Source organism: Pseudoalteromonas sp. P1-26 (assembly GCF_001401795.1).
Lineage (GTDB): Bacteria > Pseudomonadota > Gammaproteobacteria > Enterobacterales > Alteromonadaceae > Pseudoalteromonas.
Genome location: NZ_LKDX01000054.1, coordinates 1 through 25,222, shown reverse-complemented (window position 1 = coordinate 25,222; position 25,222 = coordinate 1). Strand labels below are relative to the sequence as shown.

Genomic DNA, 25,222 nt, shown 5'->3' with positions numbered 1-25,222 from the left:
TGGAGAGATAGGGATTTGAACCCTAGAGGGGCTACAAACCCCTGCCGGTTTTCAAGACCGGTGCATTCGACCACTCTGCCATCTCTCCGTACGGCGCGAATAATAGTGTTTACTGCGTTCGTTGTAAAGCCATAAATGTAAAAAACTTTAAAAAAGTAATTTTAATAGTACTGCTTAGGGCGCTTTGCGATTAAAGAGCAAACTAAACAAACAATTAAACTAACAATTGCAAAGCCTGAACCCTGCACTATTACGTCAATTTTATTGAGGTTATAGCTAGGTATAATGACTAATGCAAAAGCTGGTAAGCAGGTGATCGTTAAAACGTAGCAACAAATTTTAAAAGCGCGGCCGAAATCGAAACGTTTAGTGCTTTGCATCCACCAAGTCAGTAGGAGTAATACCACTACAGCAGACAAGCCAAGGTAATGAGGTTGTTTCGTAGACATGGCAACAAAAAAAGTGACCACGGCACCAACTAAGCCCCAAATTGACCAAGCGAACCAATTTTCTTTTTCACGTAAAAATAAGTTTCCCATCGTTCTCGTCTTCTTTATCGTTATTTTTTTAAGACTATCCATACGTTAACAAAAAATAACCGATTAAAAAACACACTGAAGAAGAATTATTTCGTTTTTTGCATCCGTGCGCTTCTTACAGCTAAGCTAAATCTAAAAAACTAACATATATAAGCTTAATAGTGTCTGACTGCTTAACTGCAAAAAAGTTCCTAATATTTATAAATTCTCAAAAAACGTCTCTGGCTTGTGTCTTATTGGTTTTTTAATGTCTACTTCTGGTGTACCTAGATATAAATAGCCAACAATCTCATCTTGTTCTTTACAACCTAATGCCGCTTTAACAGCAGGGCTCTGTGCAAAATAACCTGTGCGCCAAATGCCCCCTAAACCTTGCGCAAATGCCGCTTGTTGCATTGCAAGTACAGCGCAGCCTGCACTTTGTACTTGTTCAATACGTGGCACTTTTGGGTTTTCAGTTACATCAGCAATGGCAATGATCATCATAGGAGAGCGTAGAGGTAGATCTTTAGCACGCTCAATGGTTCTTTCATCTTGATTTTCAGCGACTGCGGCTTGATGGTAGATATCGCCTAATTTATTACGTGCATTGCCTTCAACGAGAATAAATCGCCAAGGAGCAATACAGCCATGATCAGGCACTTTAATGGCCGCTCGCTTAATAATTTCAAGTTGTTCTGCAGTTGGTCCTGGTGCGATAAGGCGAGGATCTGATTGTCGAGTTTGTAATAGCGTCAAAGCGTCCATGAATATTCCGTAAATGCTTAAGTACGATGCCCCTTAATAATCGGGGCAGAAAACCCAAGCTTATCATTTATCTTTATTAGCAATAAAGCTATTCGATGCTTTTCTAGTTAACCAATAATCTAAACTGACGTAACGACCGCCACCTGCAAAAAATAAACTTAAAAGCATAACAAAGTATATTGCGGAAAACTCAATACCATTATTTAAGATCACAGGTTTCCCTTTCGCATAGAGGTACTCTGTATAACCATGCGTTTCTAGTAACTCGCGCATTTTGGTTAATCTTTCACTGGCTTCATTGGAATTAACTAAACTGGCTTCACTTCCTGGTATTGCTAGCCAATTCAGCACTCTCGCAGGGCTGGTACTGGCATCGGTAGGTGTTACAGCAAACCAGCCATTACTGGCATGTACTGTCGTCGCTGCAACCAGCATGGTGATCATTAAAGGGATTGCTGTTAAACGAGTAAATAAACCCAATAATATAAAGATCCCCCCTAAAAACTCAGTCCATGCAGCTAAAAAGGCCAGTAGAGAGGGCATAGGTAGGCCTAAACCCCATTCACTATTTCCGAACCAAGCAACAATATCATCTGATGCTAAAAAGTATTGATAAAAATGAGTTACATCACCGCTTAAAGCTAGTTTATTAAAGCCGGCGATGATCATCACTGGGGCTAAGATCAAGCGAATTAACAGGCTGGGGAGCCCATCTAAAAACTGCAGTTTATTTAAAATGCGATGGTAAAGGGGTATTAGGTGTGTGTTCAACATAGCGGTCTCGTGACTAAATAGATTAATCACACAGACCGCACGTTTTCTAGTTTACTTTCAATTAAATTTTACGAGCAACTTGTAGCGCTTCAAAAATCGCACGTTTTGCATCAATAGCAGCAGCTAGTTTTGCGCCACCAATAACGTGTACTTTAGCGTTTTCGGTTTGATTATCGAACGTTTCAGTATTTGACACCTGACCAATACAGGCAATCACAGTATCAACATCGAGGATTTGCTCTTCACCTTTTACCGTTATCTTCAAACCTTGCTTATCAAAGCTTAGATACTGACACTCAGCGATTTGTTTAACACCGTGTTGTTTAGCAACTTGACGGTGGATCCAACCCGTTGTTTTACCCAGTTCACTACCAAAGCGCCCTGCACTTCGCTTAAGCATGTAAATTTGACGATTGTCTTTTTCAGGCGCAGCTTCACATTCAATACCCCATTGAGTTTTGAATTGCTCAATTGTTTGGCCTTTGTGTTCACTTAAAAAGGCAACCATATCAAAACCGATACCACCGGCACCTAGAATCGCAATTTTATCCCCTAGTTCTACTTCACCACGAATTACTTCATCGTAAGCGAATACGCGTTTGCCATCACTGCATTCTATTTTGGCTTCGCGCGGACGTACGCCTGTTGCAAACACCACATCATCGTATTGATTGAGCATATTGTCAGTAAATTCAGTACCGAGCTGTAAATCGACATTTAAACGTTTTAATTCATTAGTAAAGTAGTTAAGGGTATGGTTAAAGTCTTCTTTACCCGGCACTTGCATGGCTAAATTAAATTGGCCACCCATTTGTTCTTTACGTTCAATTAAAGTCACTTTGTGGCCTTTCGATGCTAAGTAACAACTTGCAGCAAGGCCAGCAGGGCCAGCACCCACAACCAGGACTAATCGAGAAGATGGTGCTTTTTCAAGGCTGTAATCTAACTCAAAAGCCGCTTGCGGGTTAACCAAACAGGTTGCACGTTTATTTTTAAACACATGGTCTAAGCAGCCCTGATTACAACCAATACAAATATTGATTTGCTCAGACTTATTATTAACGTATTTATTGAAAAACTCTGGGTCTGCTAATAAAGGACGTGCCATCGAAATTAAATCAGACTCGCCTGCTTCTAAAATTCCATTGGCAATTTCAGGAGTGTTAATACGGTTAACCGCGATCACTGGCACTGATACCGTTTCTTTTAAGCGTTTTGATGCTTCTTTAAATGCACCTGCTGGTACCATACTGGCAATGGTTGGTACACGAGCTTCGTGCCAACCAATACCCGTGTTAAAAATATCAACGCCAGCTTGTTCAAGTGCCAATGCTTGTTGTTTTACTTCATCAGGTGTTGATCCATTAGGAATTAAATCCATCACAGACAAACGAAATACAATAATGAACTTTTGACTTACTTTAGCGCGTACAGCTTTAACAATTTCAACAGCCAAGCGCATGCGGTTTTCTAAACTACCGCCATAGTTGTCTGTTCTTTTATTAGTGTGGTTAGCCATGAATTCATTAATCAAATAACCTTCAGAACCCATGATTTCAACACCGTCATAACCTGCTTTTTCAGCCAATTTTGCTGAGTTAGCAAAGTCTTTGATGGTTTTTTTAATTGAACCTAACGACATTTCTTTAGGTTTATACGGATTAATAGGTGCCTGAATTGAGCTTGGCGCTTGATTGAATGGATGATAAGCATAGCGACCTGCATGCAATAATTGTAAGCAAATTTTTCCGCCATGCTGATGCACTGCATCAGTATATGCTTTGTGTTTGATCACATCATAAAATGAGTTAAATGTTGATGCGAACGGAGATAGCTTGCCACGAATATTTGGGCTATAACCACCTGTAATGATTAAACCCGTGCCGCCTTTGGCACGTGCTTCGTAGAATGCACGTAAGCGTTTACGGTTATGCCAGCCTTCTTCTAAGCCGGTATGCATTGAGCCCATAACCAAACGATTACGAAGTTCGGTATGCGGTAATTGTAATTTTTGTTCTAACATTGTGTGCCCCGTTAACTGGTCGAACCTCTATTTGAAATAGATTCTGCGGCAATAACTTAGAATAATCAACTTTTCACTGGTAATTTATATGTAGCAAATTGTCGTTTTAAACACTCTGTTACTATTTAACAGTTAATTTTAAAGTTATTCTAAGCTAAGATGAGATCACTACTAAGCTGTACTGAATTAAGGATTTATTTTGCTAGCAAAGATATTTAAAGGCATTTGGACCGGGATTAATTTCTCCCGCCGTTTGGTCCTAAACATATTATTTCTATTACTAGTAATACTCTTCTTTGTTGCCATCACAGGTGAAGAAGACCAAGTAAAAGTAGCAGACGGAACCGTGCTACGCCTAAACTTAAATGGCCCTATTGTTGAAGAAAAAACGTATGTTGATCCTGTAGAAGCAGCAATCAACGATGCAACTATGGGTAAAGAAGCACCATCAGAAATTCTACTTGATGATGTTGTTGAAGTGATCAACCAAGCAACTAAAGATGATCGCATCAGTGTGATGCTTCTTGATCTACAAAAAATGCCAAGTGCACACATCAATAAGCTAAAACAAATAACTAAAGCAATTGATGCGTTTAAAGAAGCAGGCAAGCAAGTTATTGCAACGGGCTATTACTATACACAAGCTCAATACTATATTGCAGCCCACGCTAATGAAGTGTCTATGCACCCTTATGGTGGTGTGAGCATTGAAGGCTACGGTATGTTCCCGCTTTACTTCAAAGATGCGCTTGAAAAATTAAAAGTAACTCAACATATTTTCCGTGTTGGTACTTATAAGTCAGCGGTTGAGCCTTTTATTCGTAATGACATGTCAGATGCGGCAAAAGAAGCGAATAGCGTTTGGTTAACTGCACTTTGGAACGAGTATAAAACTGACGTTGCTGCGAGCCGTCCATTCGATGAAAGTAATTTCGATGAAGATATGGATGTTTACCTTGCAAAAATGCAAGCAGTAGACGGTAACTCGGGCCAATACGCTCTAAATAATCAGTGGGTTGATTCTTTAAAAACCTCACAACAAATTCGCCAACAGCTTATTGAGTTAGTTGGTGCAGAAGAAACAGGCAAAACCTTTAAGCAAGTAAGCTTCCGTGAGTATTTATCGCTGGTAAAACCGCCTGTTGAGTTCGATAACCCAATCACTGAAAAAGTAGCTGTGGTTGTTGCGAAAGGAACCATTGTTGATGGCGAGCGTAAAGCAGGTGAAATTGGTGGTGACTCTACAGCAGCCCTACTTCGCAAAGCGCGTCTTGATGACAAAGTGAAAGCCGTTGTACTACGCATCGATTCAGGTGGTGGTAGTATGTTTGCTTCTGAAGTTATCCGTGCTGAAGTATTAGCTCTTAAAGCAGCGGGTAAACCGGTTATCGCTTCAATGAGCTCAGTGGCAGCATCAGGTGGTTACTGGATTGCATCTGCAGCCAATGAAATTTGGGCAGCCCCTAGCACAATTACAGGTTCAATCGGTGTATTCGGTACTTTCATGACGTTTGAAAATACTATGGCTGAATTAGGTATATACTCAGATGGCGTTGCTACAACAGACCTTGCTGGCTTCTCTATTGCACGCCCACTTGACGAGAAAATGTCAGATATCATTCAAATGAGCGTTGAAAATGCATACAAACGTTTTTTAAATGTAGTGGCTGAAGCGCGTAACATGACCCCTGAGCAAGTTGATAAAATTGCCCAAGGCCGTGTATGGATTGCAACTCAAGCAAAAGAACTGGGTTTAGTTGATAAACTTGGTGATAAGCAAGATGCAATTAAGGCGGCAGCTGAGCTTGCTAAGCTTAATCATTATGATGTCAAAACCATCAAGCAGTCGCTCACACCACAAGAGCAAATGCTGCAAGATATCTTTGGCACCGCGGCTGTTAAGAGCTTCTTTGCTAAGTCTGATTCATCACAATCAGTACTAGCAACACAAGCCAACTTACAAAGCCTAATTAATCAGTTAAGTAGTGAAATTGATAACCTAAAAGATTACAACGATCCACAAGGCGTTTACGCTCGTTGTTTAGTGTGTAATGTAATTCAATAAGTTACTTAGCTAAGCGATTTTAGGTATACTAAGCCCAGTTATTTAACTGGGCTTTTTTTATGAAACGTAAACGTATATATATCGCCTATACGGGTGGTACTATCGGTATGAAAAAATCGAGCCGTGGCTATGTTCCAGCGGAAGGTTTTTTAACCGAAACAGTGGTCAATAATGCAGAGTTTAATCGTGATGAAATGCCTTTGTTTGATATTCACGAATATTGCCCGCTCATTGATTCTTCAGATATGTCCCCTGCCCACTGGCAATTAATTGCTGACGATATTAAGAGTAAATACCAAGACTATGATGGCTTTGTGGTTCTGCATGGTACCGATACCATGGCCTACACAGCTTCTGCTTTGTCTTTCATGTTCGAAAACCTCACAAAACCTGTAATTGTGACAGGCTCACAAATTCCATTGTCGCAACTTCGTTCTGATGGCCAAGTAAACTTACTTAATGCCATGTATTTAGCCGCTAATTACCCAATTGCTGAAGTAAGCCTGTTTTTTAATAACCAATTATTCCGTGGTAACCGTGCAACAAAAGCCCATGCTGATGGCTTTGATGCCTTTGCATCACCGAACCTTGAACCATTAGCACTTTCAGGAATTAATATTCAACTGATCAAAGGGCAACTTAGCCCTTATGTTGATAACGAACTACAGGTGTCAAATATCACGCCACAGCCAATTGGTGTGCTTTATCTCTATCCTGGGATCAGCCCAAAAGTGGTTAAAAGTTTAGTTAATGATGACATCAAAGCACTTGTGTTATTAAGTTTTGGCGTGGGTAATGCCCCACAAGATCCGGCGTTCTTAGATATTCTTAATGATGCAAGTAAACGCGGTATGGTGATTGTTAATCTAACGCAGTGCTTAAAAGGCCAAGTTAATATGGGCGGTTATGCAACCGGTAATGCCTTATTAAATTGTGGTGTGATCAGTGGCTACGATATGACATTAGAAGCGTGTTTGACCAAGTTACACTACTTATTTAGTCAAAAGCTTGAAGTAGAAACAATTCGTCACTTGATGCAAGACAACCTGCGCGGTGAGCTAAGTCGTTAATACTGCAAATACAAAAAAAGGCACCAATTGGTGCCTTTATTATGCTTTTTGATAATTAACGAACTTTTTCGTCAATCTCAACTAAGTCTGTTAAATGGCAAATCTCACCACTGTGAGTTTTAATACCATGTTCACCGAAGTAGTCACGTTGTGCTTGAACTAGATGACCATTACTTGGTGTTGTTAACGTCGCAATGTAAGTTTGCGTTGCTGTTAACACAGGGAATGCAAGACCAGATGAAACTGCTGCACCCGTTACTTTACGTAATGCTGCTGATTCACGCTGCATAGAATCAATAAATTCTACACCTTCAGCTACATTGTCTAAGTAATCAGCACGGATGATACAACCTGCGCGCCACGTTTGTAGCGTTTTAGAAAGATCTACTTTCCACTGATGCGCACGAGACGCACCTTTGATAAGCGCTAAACCTTGGCGGTAAGCAAGTAAACTTGCCAATGTGAATGCGTCTTTTAGCTCTGCTAAGTCTAAATCAACGGTATCAGTTGCTTTAGCAGCGTAAGTCATTTCTTTAGCAGCATGCGTATCACACGTATTTGTTAAGTGACGTGCTTGAACAGCTGCAACTAGTGATGGCACTGCAATACCAAGCTCTAGGGCATTTTGTGCAGTCCATAAACCCGTGCCTTTCGCGCCAACTTTATTGTCGATTAAATCAACTAGTGGCTCACCTTCTGTCGTTTCAAGGCTTAAGATATGGCTTGAAATTGACAGTAAGTAGCTATTTAAAGTGCCTTCAGACCATTCATTGAAAATGTCAGCCACTTCTTTTGGTGAACGATTAGTACCTAAACGTAATAATTGATACATTTCTGCAATTAATTGCATTAACGCATATTCGATACCGTTATGAACCATTTTCACAAAGTGACCACTTGCAGATTGGCCTACACGAGCAAAACACGACTCACCTTTGTAGCTTGCCGCTACTTTTTCAAACCACGGCTCAACACGCTCCCAGCCGCCTTCTGAACCACTTGCCATCATTGCAGGACCGTGACGTGCACCTTCTGCACCGCCAGAAATCCCCATAGTGGCAAATTCAAATTTGTTTTGATATTTAAGTTTACGGCTAATGCCATCTTTGTAGTTACTGTTGCCGCAATCTACGATAATGTCATCACAGTCAACACCTGCTTCTGCAAGCTCTGTACATACTTTATCAACCAATTCACCAGCAGGAACTAAAAGAAGAATCGAACGAGGCGGCTCTAAGCGTCTAACCATATCATTTAAATCAGACACAATATGTAAACGGTCTGCCAAACCTAGTGCTTTCGCACAGCTTAGTAACTCGGCACCCGCATCTGGGTTTTTATCATAAGCTACTAATGTCAGCCCTTTTTCAATCAGGTTGAGGGCAAGATTTTTACCCATAACGCCTAACCCTACTAATGCAACTTGCATTTAGTGTCCTCCTCGGTAACAACTATTGGTTAGTTAATCAAAATAATTACGCGCGCATTATACCCAAGCAGCCCAAAAATGCGAGCTTGACAGCCAACTTGAGATAAATCATCGAAATCATGAAGCGACGTTGCCCTCAGTATATCAAAATAACCAAGGCATCGGACCAGATTTTTATAATACCCTTTAAAAAGGTATGTGTATTGACGCTACCTGACACCGGTGTCATAATAACGTCATTCACCCTTTGTATACTCTATAATTAATACAAAGAGCCAGATTCTCATAAGTAAAAACAATCATTTTTTACTTATGAGTTCTACATTGTGCTTATGTATAAGCCTATATTAAAGGTTTATAGCACGACATTTTAATAGATAACCATCAATTCGCTTAATATATTTGAGCGCACAGGAGAATTTGATGCTAAGACGCACAAAAATTGTTGCGACCCTTGGACCGGCAACCGATCGCGATAACAACCTAGAAAAAATTATTCGTGCAGGTGCAAATGTGGTTCGTTTGAACTTCTCACATGGCGTAGCACAAGATCACAAAGACCGCGCAGAAGCGGTACGCAGCATTGCTAAGCGTTTAGGCAAACACGTTGCTATCCTTGCAGACTTACAAGGTCCTAAAATTCGTGTATCAACGTTTAAAGACGGTAAAGTAAACCTAGAAGTTGGCGCAAAATTTACCCTTGACGCAAAAATGGAAAAAGGCCAAGGCGACGTTAATGCGGTAGGTATCGACTATAAAGAGCTACCTAACGACGTTAAAACAGGCGACTTACTGTTATTAAACGACGGATTAATTCAATTAACAGTAGATAGCGTTGACGGTGACCTAGTGCACACGACTGTTACTGTTGGTGGTGTGCTTTCGAACAATAAAGGTATTAACCGTTTAGGTGGTGGTTTAACAGCCCCTGCTTTCACTGATAAAGATAAAGAAGATTTAATTACTGCCACTGAGATTGGCGTTGATTATATTGCTGTTTCATTCCCACGCAGTGGTGATGACATGCGTTATGTTCGCTCTTTAGCAGAAGCCGCTGGCTCAAACGCACAACTATTAGCGAAAATCGAACGTGCAGAAGCCGTTGAAAACGTTGAAGCAATTGACGATATCGTACTTGCTTCTGACGCTGTAATGGTTGCTCGTGGTGACTTAGGTGTTGAAATTGGTGATGCAGCCCTAGTTGGTAAGCAAAAGCTTATCATTAGCCGTGCTCGTTCACTTAACCGTACAGTTGTTACTGCAACACAAATGATGGAATCAATGATCGATAACCCTATGCCAACACGTGCAGAGGTTATGGACGTAGCAAACGCCGTATTAGATGGTACTGATGCAGTTATGTTATCTGCTGAAACAGCCGCTGGTGACTACCCTGAAGAAACAGTAGCGACTATGGCTCGCGTTTGTTTAGGTGCTGAATCACAAAAAGAAACGCACGTTTCTAAGCATCGTTTAGACAGCCGTTTTTCATCAAATGCTGAATCAATTGCATTATCTGCGATGTATGCAGCTAACCACTTAGATTCTGTTAAAGCTATTGTGACTCTGACTGAATCAGGTAGTACAGCTAAATTGATGTCGCGCATCAGCTCTGGTTTACCAATTTATTCATTATCACGTCATCCAAGCACACTGGGCCAAACAGCACTTTACCGTGGTGTTTATCCTGTATTTTTCGATTCAACGAAGTGTGAAGATGAAAGCATGGTACGTGATGCATTAAACACACTTGTTGAGCAAGGCTCACTAGTAGCTGGTGATACTGTGATTTTAACTCACGGTGATGCAATGGAAACGATTGGTGCAACAAACACAATGAAGATTGTAACTGTTTAATCTGTCACAAATTTTCAATAAAAAAGGCGCAATTAATAATTGCGCCTTTTTTGTTTTTAACTGATTAAATTTTGAATAGCTATTAGCTCGCGAGCGCTGCTTTCACTTTATCGCGATAGCTACGGCTTACTTTTAGCTCTTGGCCGTTATCAAGCACTAAAAGATACTCACCGCTTACTTGAGTTACAAGTTTGCTAATTTGCTTAGTATTCACAATGGCACTGCGATGAACTCGCACAAATAGTTGTGGATCAAGCTCTTGTTCAAGCTCTTTCATTGTTTTACGAAGGATATGCGTTTGCCCATCTTGGCAATGAAGGCACATATAATCACCAGCCGCATCAACCCATTGAATTGTAATAACAGGCACACGAACAATCTCGCCCTGCTCTTTTACAGCTAATGATTCTGGATAACGACGGTCAGCAAGACTATCGCCCGTTGCTAACTTCTTTAAAATTTCTTCGCAATTATTGCCTGTAATACCTGCAACAAAGCTCGCTAGTTTTTTCTTATGGGCGTTATCTTGTTGCGTTTTTAAATAGGTATGCACTTTTTCTACCGCCTGTTTTAGTCTGTTGTCATCGACTGGTTTAAGAATATAATCCAACGCATGAATCTCGAATGCTTTAACTGCAAACTGGTCAAAAGCCGTTACAAACACAATAGCGGGTAATGGATTTACGCTCTCACTAAGTGCTCTTGCAACTTCAAAACCGTTCATATTTGGCATTTGAATATCTAAGAAAACCAATTGAATATTGCCTGATAAGCATTCATCAATTGCCTCTTGACCATTGCTACATAAACGAATGACTTCTAAATCGTCAAACTCAGAAAGTCGAACTGCTAAGCCTTTTCTTGCTAGCGGTTCATCATCAACGATCAAAGTTCTAATTTTGCTCATTTCTTAACAGCCCTTTCAAACGGAACGCGCAGATTAACTTTTAATCCACTTGGCGTATTGTCAGAGAGAACAAACGAGTAGTTGTTCTCATAAAGTGTTTTTAAGCGGTCCTGTGTATTAGCTATGCCAACGCCTTGAGAATTAACCAGTTGGCCATTTTTAAGCTCAGTGCCAGGACCATTATCGCCTACTTCCAATAATAGTTCATTTGCAAAAACTTGTGCTTTAATATCAATCACACCACCTTCATTTAGTTGCGCTATCGCATACTTTATCGAGTTTTCGATAATCGGTTGGAGGATCAAGCTTGGTACCAAGGCTTCTTTTGCCTGCTCGCTTACATCTACATTAACTTGTAAACGTTCATCAAAGCGTACTTTTTCAATTTCTAAGTACAGCATGAGGGCATGAATTTCTTGCTCTAATGGCACCTTTTTTATTGGGTCGGTATTGAGTGTGTATCGTAAGAAGTCACTCAATTTTGACACCATTAAATTTGCATCTTTGTTCTCTTTTACCAAAATTAAGGTTGATATTGCATTTAAGGTATTAAATAAAAAGTGCGGATTAAGTTGATAGCGCAGCATTTTCAGCTGAGCTTCGTGAGCCATAGTGGTTGCTTTTAGGGCCTTTTGACGCTCACTTTGTAATAGCTGGTAATACTTAATACCAAAATACAGACCACTCCAACAAAGAATGATGTAAACCGAATCTAACCCTTGTTGAAAGTAATAAAACCATTCATTTGGTCGGTAACCGTGACGGTAGATTTCCCATAAATTGAATTTTTGTACAACGGCCCATAATGTGCCTGTGACATAGGAAGCACCAAAAACGACAAGCATTAATACCCAAGGTGAGGCATTCCAAACTTTACGATACATATAACGTAAAGGTACTGTCATTAAACAGCCTGCATAAGCGTTTAATACAATAACAAATACGTAAATATCACGCATTTCAAAGACTTTTGAGCCGATATAATTAACTAACGCATAACCTATCCAGCCTGCAATTTGCAAAACCCAGAAAAAGCGTTGTCGATTATCAACTAATGATTGCCAATTCAAAATATCAGATTACCTTTCATAATTATTTTTATTATACCGATAGTCACGAGAGCAAAGCACTGCCGCCTATCTTAATTTTTTATAGCCTTACCGCATTCTTCAGACATTAAAAAAGCGAAGGCCACAACAGCCTTCGCTTTTTCTCTGCTTTATTTTTAAGCTAGTTTATCTGAAGCCACTTTATAATTTGGATCTTCAATCACATTCACTTCAACTAAATCACGCGCATTGTGTAATAGTTGAATACAATCAGGGCTTAAATGACGTAAATGCAGTTTCTTACCCACTTTTGCGTATTTGTCTGCAAGACTGTCAATCGCTTCAATCGCACTGTGATCAGCAACACGGCTATGTTTGAATTCAATGATCACGTCTTCTGGGTCATTTTTAACATCAAATAACTCGGCAAAGTTCTTAACCGAACCAAAGAATAAAGGACCATGAAGCTCATACACTTTAGAGCCTTGCTCATCGATGTAATTGCTTGTGTAAATGTGTTTCGCATGCTGCCAAGCAAAAACTAAAGCCGAAACAATCACACCCACACATACCGCGATCGCAAGGTCTGTTGCTACGGTTACACCTGAAACAAGCACAATAACAAAAGCATCAGACTTAGGTACACGCTTCATCATCTTGAAGCTTGCCCACTCGAAGGTACCAAGTACAACCATGAACATAACGCCAACTAAGGCAGCTAATGGGATCATCTCAATGAGGCTGGCTGCAAAAATAATGAATGCTAGCAGTATTATTGCTGCACTAATACCAGATAATCGTGAGCGACCGCCCGAGTTAATATTGATCATTGATTGACCAATCATCGCACAACCACCCATTGCACCAAAGAAACCACAGGTAATATTTGCAGCGCCTTGACCAATACACTCTTTATTACTGTGACCACGGGTTTCAGTAATTTCGTCAATTAGGGTCAGTGTTAATAACGATTCAATTAAACCAATCGCCGCTAAAACTAAGGCATAAGGGAAGATAATTTTTAATGTTTCAAGATTAAATGGCACCATAGGAATATGGAACTCAGGCAAGCCACCGGCAATGGTTGCTTGCTCATTGCCTGTCATTCCTTTTAAGAAATCAAGTACAGTGCGCGCTTCTAAATCAAAACCAATCACAATCGCTGTTACAGTTACAATGGCAGCTAACGATGAAGGTACTGCAGTGGTTAGCTTAGGTAAGAAATGAATAATAGCCATAGTTAACGCTACTAAGCCAAGCATAATATAAAGTGCTTGCCCTTCCATCCACTGTTGACCGCCCATACCGTCTGGTACTTTAAATTGACCCAGTTGAGCTAAGAAAATAACAATCGCAAGACCATTTACAAAGCCCAGCATTACTGGGTGCGGAACCATGCGAATAAACTTGCCGAGCTTGAAGATACCTGCGAGTACCTGCAGTATCCCCATCAATAACACGGTAGCAAATAAATACTCTACACCATGATCTAAAACTAAACTTACCATTACAACGGCTAGTGCACCGGTAGCACCAGAAATCATACCTGGACGACCACCAAAAATAGCCGTAATTAAGCCAACAATAAATGCGGCATATAAACCAACCAAAGGCTCAACATTAGCAACAAAAGCAAACGCAACCGCTTCTGGTACCAATGCCAACGCAACGGTCAAGCCTGATAGAATATCGTTTTTAGCAGAGCTTGGCGCTTTGCTGAGTAAGTTAAACATTAAGATCCTCTTTATAGTGAATGCATTTCGGCAAGGCGCAGAATTTTAGCAAAATCCGCAAAAGTTAACAATTATTAACAACAAAACGGCTAGTACCTAAAGCACTAACCGTTTTCGAAAAAATAAAACGTAGTAGAAAAAGATTAAAGAGGTAAAGACGTACTACGCTTAACGCATGTCATGGTCACGTTTGAGTGAACTTCTTGAACAAACTCAAGGTTTAGTAGGTTATCACGAACAAACTGCTCATAACCTTCAATACCTTTAGAAATAATTCGAAGCATGAAGTCCATGGTACCCGCCATGCTGTAACACTCGGTTACTTCATCATAGCTCATAATTAAACGCTCAAACTCAGCTAGGTTCGTTCTACCGTGGTTAGAAAGACGAACATGGGCATAGACCAACATATCAAAGCCAAGCTTTTTCTCATCAAGCAAAGCAACTTTACCTTTGATATAGCCATCTTGCTCAAGCTTAGCAATACGACGCCAACATGGAGATTGAGATAAACCAACTTTATCGGCAATTTCTGCCGTAGATAAGCTAGCATCCTGCTGTAATAATGCCAAAATTTGGCGATCTACTTGGTTCAGAGACATTTTATTTCTTTTTCTGTAAAAATACTGGTTAAATTATATAACTGATTTAAAAATCAGTCTGCCTATTTTCTACTATTTATGCAAAAAAATTGCAATTTTATACCGTTCCACTTACAAACTACTTAACTGATGTTACGCGTTGGCATTAACCAAAACGTCCGCTAATAAATGGATTTGTTTTTCGCTCATGCCCTACGGTGGTATTCGGACCGTGGCCTGGCAAAATAGCAACTTCATCAGAGAATGATAAAATCTCAGACTTAATTGATTCGAGTAATTGCGCACTATCCCCTTTTGGAAAGTCAGTACGACCAACAGAGCCTTGAAAAATCACGTCACCCACTATCACCTGTTCTGAACCTTGGTGGTAAAAAACAACATGACCAGGAGTATGCCCTGGGCAATGGCGTACAGATAATTCAAGTTCACCCACTGTGATTGTATCGCCATGATTTAGCCACTTTGTTGGATAAAATGGTGTAATTGGTGAAAAACCAAACATTTGCGCTTGCATTGGCAAGGCATCAAACCAAAATTTATCATCTAAATGTGGGCCAATGATATCAACGCTAAAATGCTCTGCGAGTTGCTTTGCTGCGCCCACATGGTCTAAGTGGCCATGTGTTAAATAAATTACCTCTAATTGGCAATTTAAAGCAGCAAGTTCTGTTTGAAGTTTATCTGCATCGCCACCAGGGTCAACCAATGCCGCTTTATTCGTTTGCTCACAAATAATAATGCGGCAATTTTGCGCAAAGCCAGTAACAGGAACAGCTTTCACTTTCATGTTATTGTCCTTTTTGTAACTGCTCAAACGCCATTAAAATTGGGTATTTTAAATAGCCTTGATCATAAAACGGTGTACGCTCATAGAGCCAATGCAAGCGCGCATCAGCATCTTTTGCAAAGTTTTTATCTTCACGAATTTTTTTATCGAACTCTAAAGCCAATGCAGGTTTTTCTTTAAGCATTTGTCGTGCATAAGGCATTAAAGCGTAATTCTCAACGTATTCAGTGCGCTGAAAAATAGTATTAAACTCGCCCCAAGCAAAGAATGAATCTGGCGCTTCTGGGTGTAGTAAGTGTGTAGCCAGTTCTGAGTATGGCTGCTCAGTTGAGACTTTGTACCAGCCGGTCATATCGACATTTTCTACGGTGTTGTAATCAAATGTCGCCTCTACACGAAAACGTCCTTCAAAAGGTGCTTTTGCAAATGAGTAATCAGCAACGCTTGCTTGCGTTAATGGCTCAGAAGCAAAACCATTCACTGTCGTTACCTCTACGCCGTGTAATTTAAGCTTACTTACCAATTGGCTGTACGCTGGTGGAATATAAAACGCTGCAGGAACGTTAACGGTCTTTTTAACCTCTTTCTGCCAGTAAATAGGCAAAGCGTCATAGTTTTTAACTTCACCTAAATATTTAACTTCAGCTTGCCCTGACAATGCACTTTCAGTTCTTGAATAAGCGATACCTTTAAATTCAATAGTATCTGGCTCTTTTGCATAACCACGTTCAACAACTAATTGCGTAGGTTTGAAATCGAGCTCTTTTTGAACCGCTTCATTAAGGGCTTTATCATTTGCAGCTAAAGCGTCAATGGCACCATCAATAAATACATAAGTACCTAATACGCGCTGCTTATAAGGTTTTAAAGAGTGGTTCTCAACTAATATTGTTGGTAATGAACGTAAATCACCCCAACCATTTGAAAAACGTGGTGTTGCCACCCAACCAGCTAAACCTTTTTTAAATTCGCGCTTGTCCATTACAAAAACCAGTGGACCAGGAATATGCCCTGCTTTTTCGAGTTTGGCATCAATAACAGGTTTAAACAGATTATCTAACGCTTGTGACACACTTGGTGATTCACTAGAAAAAACCGGATTATAGCCGTAGGTAACATCATATTGGTAATCAGCGCCATCTGTTACATGGACATCCACGTATAAATCTGGCTTAAATTGATTAATAACCTGCATTACACCTCGTACTTCGGGTGTATCTAGCTTAGTGTAATCACGATTTAAATTTAAATTTAGACCATTCGTTCGAAAGCCCATTTCTACTGGGCCACGCTGATTAATACGGTTGTATTGGCTTTTGCGCTCGTGACCATCAACGTTTAAAATAGGAATAAACAGAATATTTACTTTGCTAAGAATATCGCGGCGTTTACCTGTTGCAATGTCGCGTAGCAACATAAACATGGCGTCTTTGCCATCAATTTCACCACTGTGAATGCCTGCTTGAATAAAGATGGTTGGTTTTGTATCAGCAACAAGTTGTTTGGCATCAAACAAACCTTGCTCATTCGCCACTAACATCTTAACCGCACGACCTGCACTGCTTGTCGCAATAGTCGTTACTTTGAATTGTGTTGGGTTTGCGGCAACAAGGCGTTCTACGAACGCCATAGTGTCTGCATAATCAGGCGATAAAGTGCCTTCGCTTAATTCGAAATCTGTGGTTAAAGGTCCTTTTTCTTGCATTAAAGACACACTATCGCCTTGCCATGGCAATAATGGGGGTAAGTGGCTGTCTAAAGTTACTGCAGCAGATAAAAACACTAAACTCGCAAACATATCACTCTCAAGTGCGGTACTTATTCTATATTGGGGAAATTATAACAACTAATCTGAATGGATTGCGTAAACTGCGGTGATTCAACAAAAAAATGGAGCAAACGACATACGCTATGCAAAATCGTTGTTAGTTATGAATATTAATTAAGATCAAAAAAAGGAGCACTAGGCTCCTTTTTAAACTTTATGAAAAGCGAAATTAAGCCGCTAGGCCTTCTTTTGCTTTTGCAACAAGCGCTGCGAATGCAACTTGGTCATAAACAGCGATATCTGCAAGGATCTTACGATCGATTTCTACAGAAGTCTTTTTAAGACCATTGATAAAACGGCTGTATGAAAGACCGTTTTGACGAGCTGCTGCATTGATACGTGCAATCCAAAGTTGACGGAAAGTACGTTTCTTAGCACGACGGTCACGGTAAGCGTATTGACCCGCTTTAGTAACTGCCTGGAAAGCTACGCGGTAAACACGTGAACGTGCTCCGTAGTAACCTTTAGCTTGCTTTAAAACTTTTTTGTGACGTGCACGTGCGATAACACCGCGTTTAACTCTTGCCATTTCTGAAGACTCCTATTAAGCGAATGGTAACATACGTGAAACTAGACCATGGTCATTCTTATGAACCATCATCTTAGGACGTAAGTGTAATTTACGCTTAGAAGTTTTCTTAGTCAGAATGTGACGAAGATGCGCTTGTTTACGCTTGAAACCGCCAGAAGCAGTTTTCTTGAAACGCTTAGCCGCGCCTCTGTGAGTTTTTAGCTTGTAAGCCATTGCAATAACTCCAAATGTATTGCTTAAAAATTAGCAAGCAGGCGAGAGATATAAAAATAGCTCTACTTTTAAGGCCTAACTTACTGCCATAATCCGGTGAAGGCTCACTACAAAAGCAGTGCAACCTTACTTATAACCGGTTATTTCAGGTGAACAGTAAACTGTTACTTGCAGACCTGAAATAAAATCGGTGCGTAATATACCCTGTTTATTGCTTTTTAGCAATAGGTGCCATCATCATAACCATCTGGCGACCTTCAACACGATTTGGGAATGATTCAACTTGTGAAACATCTTCCAAATCAGTTTTAACACGGTTTAATAATTCGATACCAATTTCTTGGTGAGCCATTTCACGACCACGGAAACGGATAGTGATTTTAGCTTTATCACCCGCTTCTAAGAACTTGCGTAAGTTGCGTAGCTTAACCTGGTAGTCACCTTCATCCGTACCTGGACGGAATTTGATTTCTTTAACCTGGATTTGCTTTTGCTTTTTCTTTTGTTCTTTTAGTTCTTTGCTTTTTTCAAAGATGAACTTACCGTAGTCCATAACCTTACAAACAGGTGGCTCAGCATTAGGACTGATTTCTACAAGATCTACACCCGCATCATCAGCGATAGCTTGCGCCTCTTTTAATGACACGATGCCAGCTTGCTCGCCGTCGATGCCAATTAAACGAACTTCTTTAGCTGTAATATCTTCGTTGATACGATTTTTTTGAGCTGTTTGTTGCCCTTTCTTGCCGCCTCTAATGGTACGATCCTCCAAGAATATAAAATAAAAAGCGTGTAGTTGGCTGTTTGTTTTGCCCTACACGCTCATGATTTATTGTCGATTTTTAATTTCTTCGCTTACTTTAGCAACGAAATCATCAACACTAAATTTGCCTAGGTCTTCACCTGTGCGAGTGCGTACTGCCACTTCTTGTTGTTCAACTTCTTTATCGCCAACAACAAGTAAATATGGAATACGTTTTAACGTATGTTCACGGATTTTAAAGCCAATCTTCTCATTTCTCAAGTCAGCAGCGGCTCTAATTCCAAGTTTATTTAATTTTTGTACAATTTCTTGCACATAATCTGCTTGTTTGTCCGTGATGTTCATGATCACAACTTGCTTAGGAGCAAGCCACGTTGGGAACAAGCCAGCGTATTCTTCAGTTAAAATACCGATGAAACGCTCAATTGAACCTAAAATTGCGCGGTGGATCATAACTGGTGTACGACGTTCGTTATTTTCAGCAACATAAGTTGCACCTAAACGACCTGGTAATGCAAAGTCTAGCTGTACAGTACCACATTGCCATGCACGGTCTAAACAATCATAAAGTGTAAACTCAATCTTAGGACCGTAGAATGCACCTTCACCTGGTAGGTAATCAAACTCAATGTCGTTTGCTTTTAATGCATCAGCTAGTGCAAGCTCAGCTTTATCCCACATTTCGTCTTCACCGATACGTTTTTCTGGACGAGTAGATAGTTTTACAACGATCTTCTCAAAGCCAAACGTTTCGTATGTGTCGTAAACCATTTTGATACATGCAGACACTTCATCCATGATTTGCTCTTCAGTACAGAAGATATGCGCATCATCTTGAGTAAAGCCACGTACACGCATTAAGCCGTGTAATGCACCTGATGGTTCGTTACGGTGACAACAACCAAATTCTGCCATACGTAATGGAAGATCACGGTATGATTTTAAACCTTGGTTAAAGATTTGTACGTGACCCGGGCAGTTCATTGGTTTGATTGCGTATTCACGCTTTTCAGATTCAGTTGTGAACATCGCATCTGCGTATTTGTCCCAGTGACCTGATTTTTCCCATAAACCACGGTCCATCATTAATGGGCCTTTAACTTCTTCGTAATCGTACTCACGTAGTTTTTCACGAACGAAGTCTTCTAGTTCACGGTAAATGCTCCAACCATCGTTGTGCCAAAACACCATGCCTGGTGCTTCTTCTTGCCAGTGCCATAAATCAAGCGCTTTACCAATACGACGGTGATCACGTTTTTCAGCTTCTTCTAAACGTTTTAAATACGCTTTAAGTTGCTTTTTATCTGCCCATGCAGTGCCGTAGATACGTTGCAGCATCTTGTTTTCAGAATCACCGCGCCAATAAGCACCTGCCACTTTCATGATTTTGAAATGTTGACAGAATTTCATGTTTGGAACGTGTGGACCACGACACATGTCGATGTATTCTTCGTGATGGTATAAGCCTGGACGATCATCTTTCGCGATGTTCTCGTCTAGAATTTCCATTTTATAGGTTTCACCACGCGCTTCAAAAGTATCGCGTGCTTCTTGCCAGCTTACGGTCTTTTTAACAACGTCGTAGTTTGTTTTAGCAAGCTCAAGCATACGCTTTTCGATAGCATCTAAATCATCTTGGCTTAAAGAGTGTTCCATATCGATATCGTAATAGAATCCGTTATCGATGGTCGGACCGATTGCCATTTTTGCTTCAGGGAAAAGCTGCTTAACCGCATGACCAATAAGGTGCGCACATGAGTGACGGATAATCTCTAAACCATCATCATCTTTTGCTGTGATAATTTCTAAACGCGCATCTTCGGTGATTAAATCACATGCATCAACACGGGTACCATTAACACGGCCTGCAATTGTTGCTTTGGCAAGACCTGGACCGATATCGCTTGCTACGTCATATGTGCTTACTGGGTTTTCAAAACTACGCTGACTGCCGTCAGGGAGGGTAATAACTGGCATTATAAATCCTTAATACAGTGGTGATGCCTACAATGCATCACATGTAATATTTTTAAAAAATTTTATGTAACTCTGCAACGCTTTTACGAATAAGCATTGCTATTTAAGCTTGTATTTACTGAGTCTTCGCAAATACAAGCGACCATTGTCGCCGCTCACGTTCTTAAATACAAGTAGTTAGAAGAGTAAATTGACAATTAGTTAAGTCATTTCATACTTAGTGAGTCAGTACTTTTAGGGTGATGAAGATGCCAAACACGCGTACGTTCAAATTTGCAACGTTTAACTTATTAAATTATACCGCGCCACCCTATTCGTTTTACCAATTACATGAACGCTATAACAATACGCAATGGCAGCAAAAACAATCGTTTGTAGCTAATTTCTTAAATGAAGCAAACCCTGATGTGGTGGCGTTTCAAGAAGTGTTTAGTCAGCATGCTCTAGAAGTGCAATGCAAAGAAGCGGGATATGATTATTTTAAAACGGTCGATAGCCCGTCCCATGATAGCCTTTATCCGCAAGTGTTATTCAATCCTGTGGTTGCCATTGCCAGTAAATACCCGTTTAAATCAGCCGATGCATTGACACCATGCCCTGAATTACTTGAGTACTTAAACAATCAAAATGAGTTCAAATTTAACCGCACCCCGATAAAATGTATGATTGATTTACCTGATTTTGGTGAAGTCTGCTTTTATGTTGTTCACTTTAAGTCACAACGTGTGCAATCAATGGCGCATATTCTTAATATTCATAACCTTGAAGATCCGTTGCTGCAGTTGTTACACCAAACTGTGGGTACCATGCAGTCTCAAATATCGCGTTCATTGGAAGCATCTATTGTTTATTATGATGCGCTAAAAACCCAACGCGAAAAGCAATGTGCAACGCTCGTTATGGGTGACTTTAACGATGTACTTACTAGCCCTACTTTATCGTTTATGACACAAGGGTTTCATCCTACACGTTGTGAACCCTGCATAGAACATAACGAACCCGTTGTTGGCCTAACCGACAGCTATGAGTTTAGCCGCTCGTTTTATGATAAGAAAAACAAACCCTTTAGCCATTATTACCAAGGTAAAGGTAATGTACTAGATTATATTCTTGCCTCTGCACATTTTAATCCCGATTGCCAAGTTTCAAAGGTGAAAGCGCTCGACTATGAAAGTTATGACAAGCATATTTCCCCTACACAACTGACCGAAGACATTAGTGTAAGTGACCATAGTGTTATCGCTATAAAAATTCATTTTTAAAGCAACTGTTTTTCATAACGTTACTTGCTATAATTGCGCAAATTAAGTTATTTAGAGAATGACCATGAGAACATGCGGTGTAGAAATTACAGGTAGCGACGTACTACTGTGTATTTTAACCAAAGACAATGACGTATTTGATATCCGTGATGTCAGACAAACACGTTTTACCTTAGGTAACGGTAATGACACAGAAGTAATGCGTAAATTCCAATTTGATTTCAAAAAGTTAATGGAAGATTACCAAATTGACTCTGTAGCAATCAAAGAGCGCCAAGCAAAAGGTAAATTCGCTGGTAGTGCGAAAGGTTTCAAAATGGAAACGGCTATTCAGTTAATAGAGCGCTTAGATGTGCAAGTTTTATCTGCAACTGAAATCAAAGAGCAGCTTAAGCGCAACCCAGTGCCTATTGATTTTGAAGACACAGGCCTGAAAAAATTCCAAGAAAACGCATTCATTAGTGCTTACGTGTACATTATGCGTAAAACTTATAAGCAAGATGAGCCAAAAGCTTAGTAGATACTTATTACCAAAAAACGTGCTACGGCACGTTTTTTTACACCCCAAAAACCACTCTTTATTCTGTTTTATTAAAATTACACTCTGTACATTAGTCTTATAAAGCTTTTCTTTGTCGACAATCTATGTTTAGTTAATCAGGTACGCATGTTTTGAAATCATCTTAAATGATAGTTTCAATTCTTTTGCATCAAGTCCATGACAACAAATTAACCGGACACGGAGAATACAATGCAGACAAAGAACACACACATCAATGCGCTTCCACTCACTCAAAGCTATTATAAAGGCCGTACAGACATTCCATTGATAGAACAAACAATTGGACAGTATCTTGACGATATTGTCGACAATCACCCTGATCACCCCGCAATTGTGGTTCATCATCAACAGATCCGATTAACCTATAGACAATACCAGCAGCAGATTAACCAGTTAGCAATGGGGTTATTATCACTTGGCGTAAAACCTGGCGATCGGGTTGGTATTTGGTCACCCAATAATATCGAATGGTGTTTAACTCAATTTGCTACAGCTAAAATTGGTGCAATCATGGTATGCATTAACCCTGCATATCGACCAAGCGAATTAAAATACGCACTCAATAGTGTTGAGTGTTCAACACTTATAACAGCGAGTGAATTTAAAGCCAGTAATTATATAAGCATGCTCAATGAGCTCGCACCGGAACTAAAAGATTCACAAGCAGGTAAATTAAATTTAAACGCCCTGCCACACCTAAAAAATATAATTCGTATTGGAGCTGAGCCTGCTGCTGGCATGTTTAGCTTTAGCGATATCATGCAGCGCGCTACAGATGCCCATAAACTCGAACTTGATGCAATTGCTGCTACTTTACATTGTGACCAAGATATCAATATTCAATTTACTTCTGGTACTACGGGTAATCCAAAAGGAGCGACCTTATCGCATAAAAACATCCTCAATAACGGATTTTTGATGGCACAAGCGATGAAGCTGACACATGAGGATAAACTCTGTATTCCTGTACCGCTATATCACTGCTTTGGTATGGTGCTTGGCAATTTAGTATGTATAAGTAAAGGCGCCACCGCAGTTTTTCCGGGTGATTCATTCGACCCTAAAACAACCCTAGAAGTTGTTGAAAAGGAACGCTGTACAGGCCTACATGGTGTTCCAACTATGTTTATCGCCGAGTTAGAGCTTAAAGATTTTGCAAACTATGACTTATCTAGCCTACGAACAGGCGTAATGGCCGGCTCAACCTGCCCTGAGCAAGTTATGCGTAAAGTTCACTCATTAATGCATATGAAAGAAGTTGTAATTGGTTATGGCCAAACAGAATGTAGCCCGATAAATAACGTGACCGAAACCGACTCACCACTCGAAAAACAAGTTACCACAGTGGGCCGTGCATTAGCCCATACTGAAGTGAAGATTATCGACGAGCTGGGTGATATTCAAAAAGTTGGCATACCGGGTGAAGTATGTAGTCGTGGTGCTGGAATTATGCGCTGCTATTGGAATGATGAAGAGAAAACGAAAGCAGCAATTGATCAAGACGGTTGGTTACACTCTGGTGACTTAGGTGTGATGGACGAAGATGGCTTTGTTGCTATCGTTGGTCGAATAAAAGACATGATCATCCGTGGTGGTGAAAACATCTACCCAAGAGAAATAGAAGAAGTTCTCTACACCTACCCTGGTATTCAAGATGCAGCCATATTTGGTATTAGTGATGAAAAATACGGCGAAGAAGTATGTGCCTGGATCCAACCAAAAGATGATGCAGTGCTTGATGAAAATGCCATTCGTGATTTCTTAAAAGATAAACTAGCCTACTTCAAAGTACCAAAGCACATCCGCTTTGTTGAAGAATACCCAATGACAGTAACAGGCAAACTTCAAAAATTTAAAATGCGCGAACAAATGCAAGAACTCCTAAGCGAAAAAGCCTTCTCGTAACCATTTACGTGCAAAAATACACCCAAATTTCAACTAAGCTCAGCACCGCTGAGCTTTTTAATTTATTAAGACACCCAAATTATGAAAAGATATTAAGACACCCATATTAAATATTAAATTAAGACGCCCATATTTATTTAAGGAGTTAACCGAGCTTCATATCTAAAGAATAAATTTAAGAAGACACCCAAATTAATATTTCTCACTTCTCAAAATTATGACTAAACTTAAATTGTTCAACTCATGGAGGAGAAGAGCATGGCAACCCCACGTAAAAACTTGATTAGCGTTTCAAACACGCCTTATTACCATTGTATTTCACGCTGCGTTCGTCGCGCTTATTTGTGCGGAAAAGATCCACTAACGGGTCGTTCGTATGAACACCGGCGCGATTGGGTTGAAAAGAAACTACTTCAACTCGGGCGAATATTTTGTATTGATATTTGCGCCTACGCTGTAATGAGTAATCACACTCATCTGGTTCTTCACATTGATATAGCAAAAGCTAGGCGTCTAAATAATAAAGCGATTCTTATTAGATGGCACAAATTATTCAAAAGTACATTCCTTTGCCAACGATTCTTAAATGGCGAATTGC

Annotated in this window: 21 protein-coding genes, 1 tRNA gene and 1 pseudogene; 7 read left to right on the top strand and 16 right to left on the bottom strand. The window is 40.1% G+C overall.

From position 1 onward, the window contains the following. The 5 genes from AN394_RS18575 to AN394_RS18555 all read right to left on the bottom strand — a co-directional run bounded on the left by AN394_RS18575 (position 1) and on the right by AN394_RS18555 (position 4,083). Positions 1-88 (bottom strand) — tRNA-Ser (locus AN394_RS18575). Positions 89-161: 73 nt separating this feature from the next. Continuing rightward, positions 162-539, bottom strand: a complete 378-nt coding sequence (locus tag AN394_RS18570; RefSeq protein ID WP_054561417.1) for a hypothetical protein — start codon at positions 537-539, stop codon at positions 162-164. A 198-nt stretch (positions 540-737) separates the two neighbouring features. Continuing rightward, on the bottom strand, positions 738-1,286 hold the full coding sequence (locus tag AN394_RS18565; RefSeq protein WP_054561416.1) for an NAD(P)H nitroreductase: 549 nt from the start codon (positions 1,284-1,286) through the stop codon (positions 738-740). 63 nt (positions 1,287-1,349) lie between these two features. Further along, positions 1,350-2,060, bottom strand: a complete 711-nt coding sequence (locus AN394_RS18560; protein WP_054561995.1) for a DoxX family protein — start codon at positions 2,058-2,060, stop codon at positions 1,350-1,352. A gap of 61 nt (positions 2,061-2,121) precedes the next feature. Further along, entirely contained in the window at positions 2,122-4,083 is a 1,962-nt protein-coding gene (locus tag AN394_RS18555) for an FAD-dependent oxidoreductase (RefSeq protein ID WP_054561415.1), read from the bottom strand. 199 nt (positions 4,084-4,282) lie between these two features. On the opposite strand from AN394_RS18555, the gene sppA reads away from it, so the two are divergent. Both sppA and ansA read left to right on the top strand, forming a co-directional pair. Then, positions 4,283-6,148 carry a signal peptide peptidase SppA gene (gene sppA, locus AN394_RS18550; RefSeq protein ID WP_054561414.1) on the top strand — a complete coding sequence of 622 codons (1,866 nt, stop codon included), beginning with the start codon at positions 4,283-4,285 and terminating at the stop codon, positions 6,146-6,148. Positions 6,149-6,207: 59 nt separating this feature from the next. Further along, complete coding sequence (gene ansA, locus AN394_RS18545) at positions 6,208-7,218, top strand: asparaginase (RefSeq protein WP_054561413.1); 1,011 nt, start codon at positions 6,208-6,210, stop codon at positions 7,216-7,218. Between the two features lie 55 nt (positions 7,219-7,273). Here the strand turns inward: ansA and gndA are convergent, their stop codons facing one another. Further along, positions 7,274-8,647: an NADP-dependent phosphogluconate dehydrogenase gene (gene gndA / locus AN394_RS18540; protein ID WP_055022232.1), complete on the bottom strand. Its 1,374-nt coding sequence runs from the start codon at positions 8,645-8,647 to the stop codon at positions 7,274-7,276. A 423-nt stretch (positions 8,648-9,070) separates the two neighbouring features. Between gndA and pyk the strand changes: the two genes are divergently transcribed. Then, complete coding sequence (pyk, locus tag AN394_RS18535) at positions 9,071-10,504, top strand: pyruvate kinase (protein WP_054561412.1); 1,434 nt, start codon at positions 9,071-9,073, stop codon at positions 10,502-10,504. Between the two features lie 82 nt (positions 10,505-10,586). On the opposite strand, the gene AN394_RS18530 is transcribed toward pyk, so the two are convergent. The 10 genes from AN394_RS18530 to thrS all read right to left on the bottom strand — a co-directional run bounded on the left by AN394_RS18530 (position 10,587) and on the right by thrS (position 20,895). Next, entirely contained in the window at positions 10,587-11,411 is an 825-nt protein-coding gene (locus AN394_RS18530; protein WP_054554883.1) for a LytTR family DNA-binding domain-containing protein, read from the bottom strand. Beyond that, positions 11,408-12,481, bottom strand: coding sequence for a sensor histidine kinase (locus tag AN394_RS18525; RefSeq protein WP_055022231.1), 1,074 nt, complete (start codon positions 12,479-12,481; stop codon positions 11,408-11,410). Before AN394_RS18525 ends, AN394_RS18530 begins: the two co-directional genes overlap by 4 nt. 155 nt (positions 12,482-12,636) lie before the next feature. Further along, entirely contained in the window at positions 12,637-14,193 is a 1,557-nt protein-coding gene (locus tag AN394_RS18520) for a SulP family inorganic anion transporter (protein ID WP_055022230.1), read from the bottom strand. Positions 14,194-14,336: 143 nt separating this feature from the next. Then, positions 14,337-14,795 carry an Lrp/AsnC family transcriptional regulator gene (locus AN394_RS18515; RefSeq protein WP_036968198.1) on the bottom strand — a complete coding sequence of 153 codons (459 nt, stop codon included), beginning with the start codon at positions 14,793-14,795 and terminating at the stop codon, positions 14,337-14,339. Between the two features lie 145 nt (positions 14,796-14,940). After that, positions 14,941-15,582 carry an MBL fold metallo-hydrolase gene (locus AN394_RS18510; protein ID WP_055022229.1) on the bottom strand — a complete coding sequence of 214 codons (642 nt, stop codon included), beginning with the start codon at positions 15,580-15,582 and terminating at the stop codon, positions 14,941-14,943. Between the two features lies 1 nt (position 15,583). Next, positions 15,584-17,380 carry a M14 family metallopeptidase gene (locus AN394_RS18505; protein ID WP_055022228.1) on the bottom strand — a complete coding sequence of 599 codons (1,797 nt, stop codon included), beginning with the start codon at positions 17,378-17,380 and terminating at the stop codon, positions 15,584-15,586. A gap of 199 nt (positions 17,381-17,579) precedes the next feature. Further along, a complete protein-coding gene (gene rplT / locus AN394_RS18500) occupies positions 17,580-17,939 on the bottom strand; it encodes a 50S ribosomal protein L20 (protein ID WP_036968189.1) in 360 nt (119 codons plus the stop codon). 15 nt (positions 17,940-17,954) lie between these two features. After that, positions 17,955-18,155, bottom strand: coding sequence for a 50S ribosomal protein L35 (gene rpmI, locus AN394_RS18495; RefSeq protein ID WP_054554888.1), 201 nt, complete (start codon positions 18,153-18,155; stop codon positions 17,955-17,957). A 208-nt stretch (positions 18,156-18,363) separates the two neighbouring features. Then, positions 18,364-18,927, bottom strand: coding sequence for a translation initiation factor IF-3 (infC, locus tag AN394_RS18490; RefSeq protein WP_082401559.1), 564 nt, complete (start codon positions 18,925-18,927; stop codon positions 18,364-18,366). A 57-nt stretch (positions 18,928-18,984) separates the two neighbouring features. Further along, positions 18,985-20,895, bottom strand: coding sequence for a threonine--tRNA ligase (gene thrS / locus AN394_RS18485; RefSeq protein ID WP_054561407.1), 1,911 nt, complete (start codon positions 20,893-20,895; stop codon positions 18,985-18,987). A gap of 248 nt (positions 20,896-21,143) precedes the next feature. On the opposite strand from thrS, the gene AN394_RS18480 reads away from it, so the two are divergent. From AN394_RS18480 to AN394_RS22355, 4 genes and pseudogenes are all read left to right on the top strand, one after another. After that, positions 21,144-22,157, top strand: coding sequence for an endonuclease/exonuclease/phosphatase family protein (locus AN394_RS18480; RefSeq protein ID WP_055022227.1), 1,014 nt, complete (start codon positions 21,144-21,146; stop codon positions 22,155-22,157). Between the two features lie 64 nt (positions 22,158-22,221). Then, on the top strand, positions 22,222-22,674 hold the full coding sequence (locus tag AN394_RS18475; protein WP_054561405.1) for a DUF3010 family protein: 453 nt from the start codon (positions 22,222-22,224) through the stop codon (positions 22,672-22,674). 234 nt (positions 22,675-22,908) lie between these two features. After that, positions 22,909-24,624 carry an AMP-binding protein gene (locus AN394_RS18470; protein WP_055022226.1) on the top strand — a complete coding sequence of 572 codons (1,716 nt, stop codon included), beginning with the start codon at positions 22,909-22,911 and terminating at the stop codon, positions 24,622-24,624. Positions 24,625-24,882: 258 nt separating this feature from the next. Continuing rightward, positions 24,883-25,222 (top strand): annotated as a pseudogene (locus tag AN394_RS22355) (hypothetical protein); the annotation flags it as partial.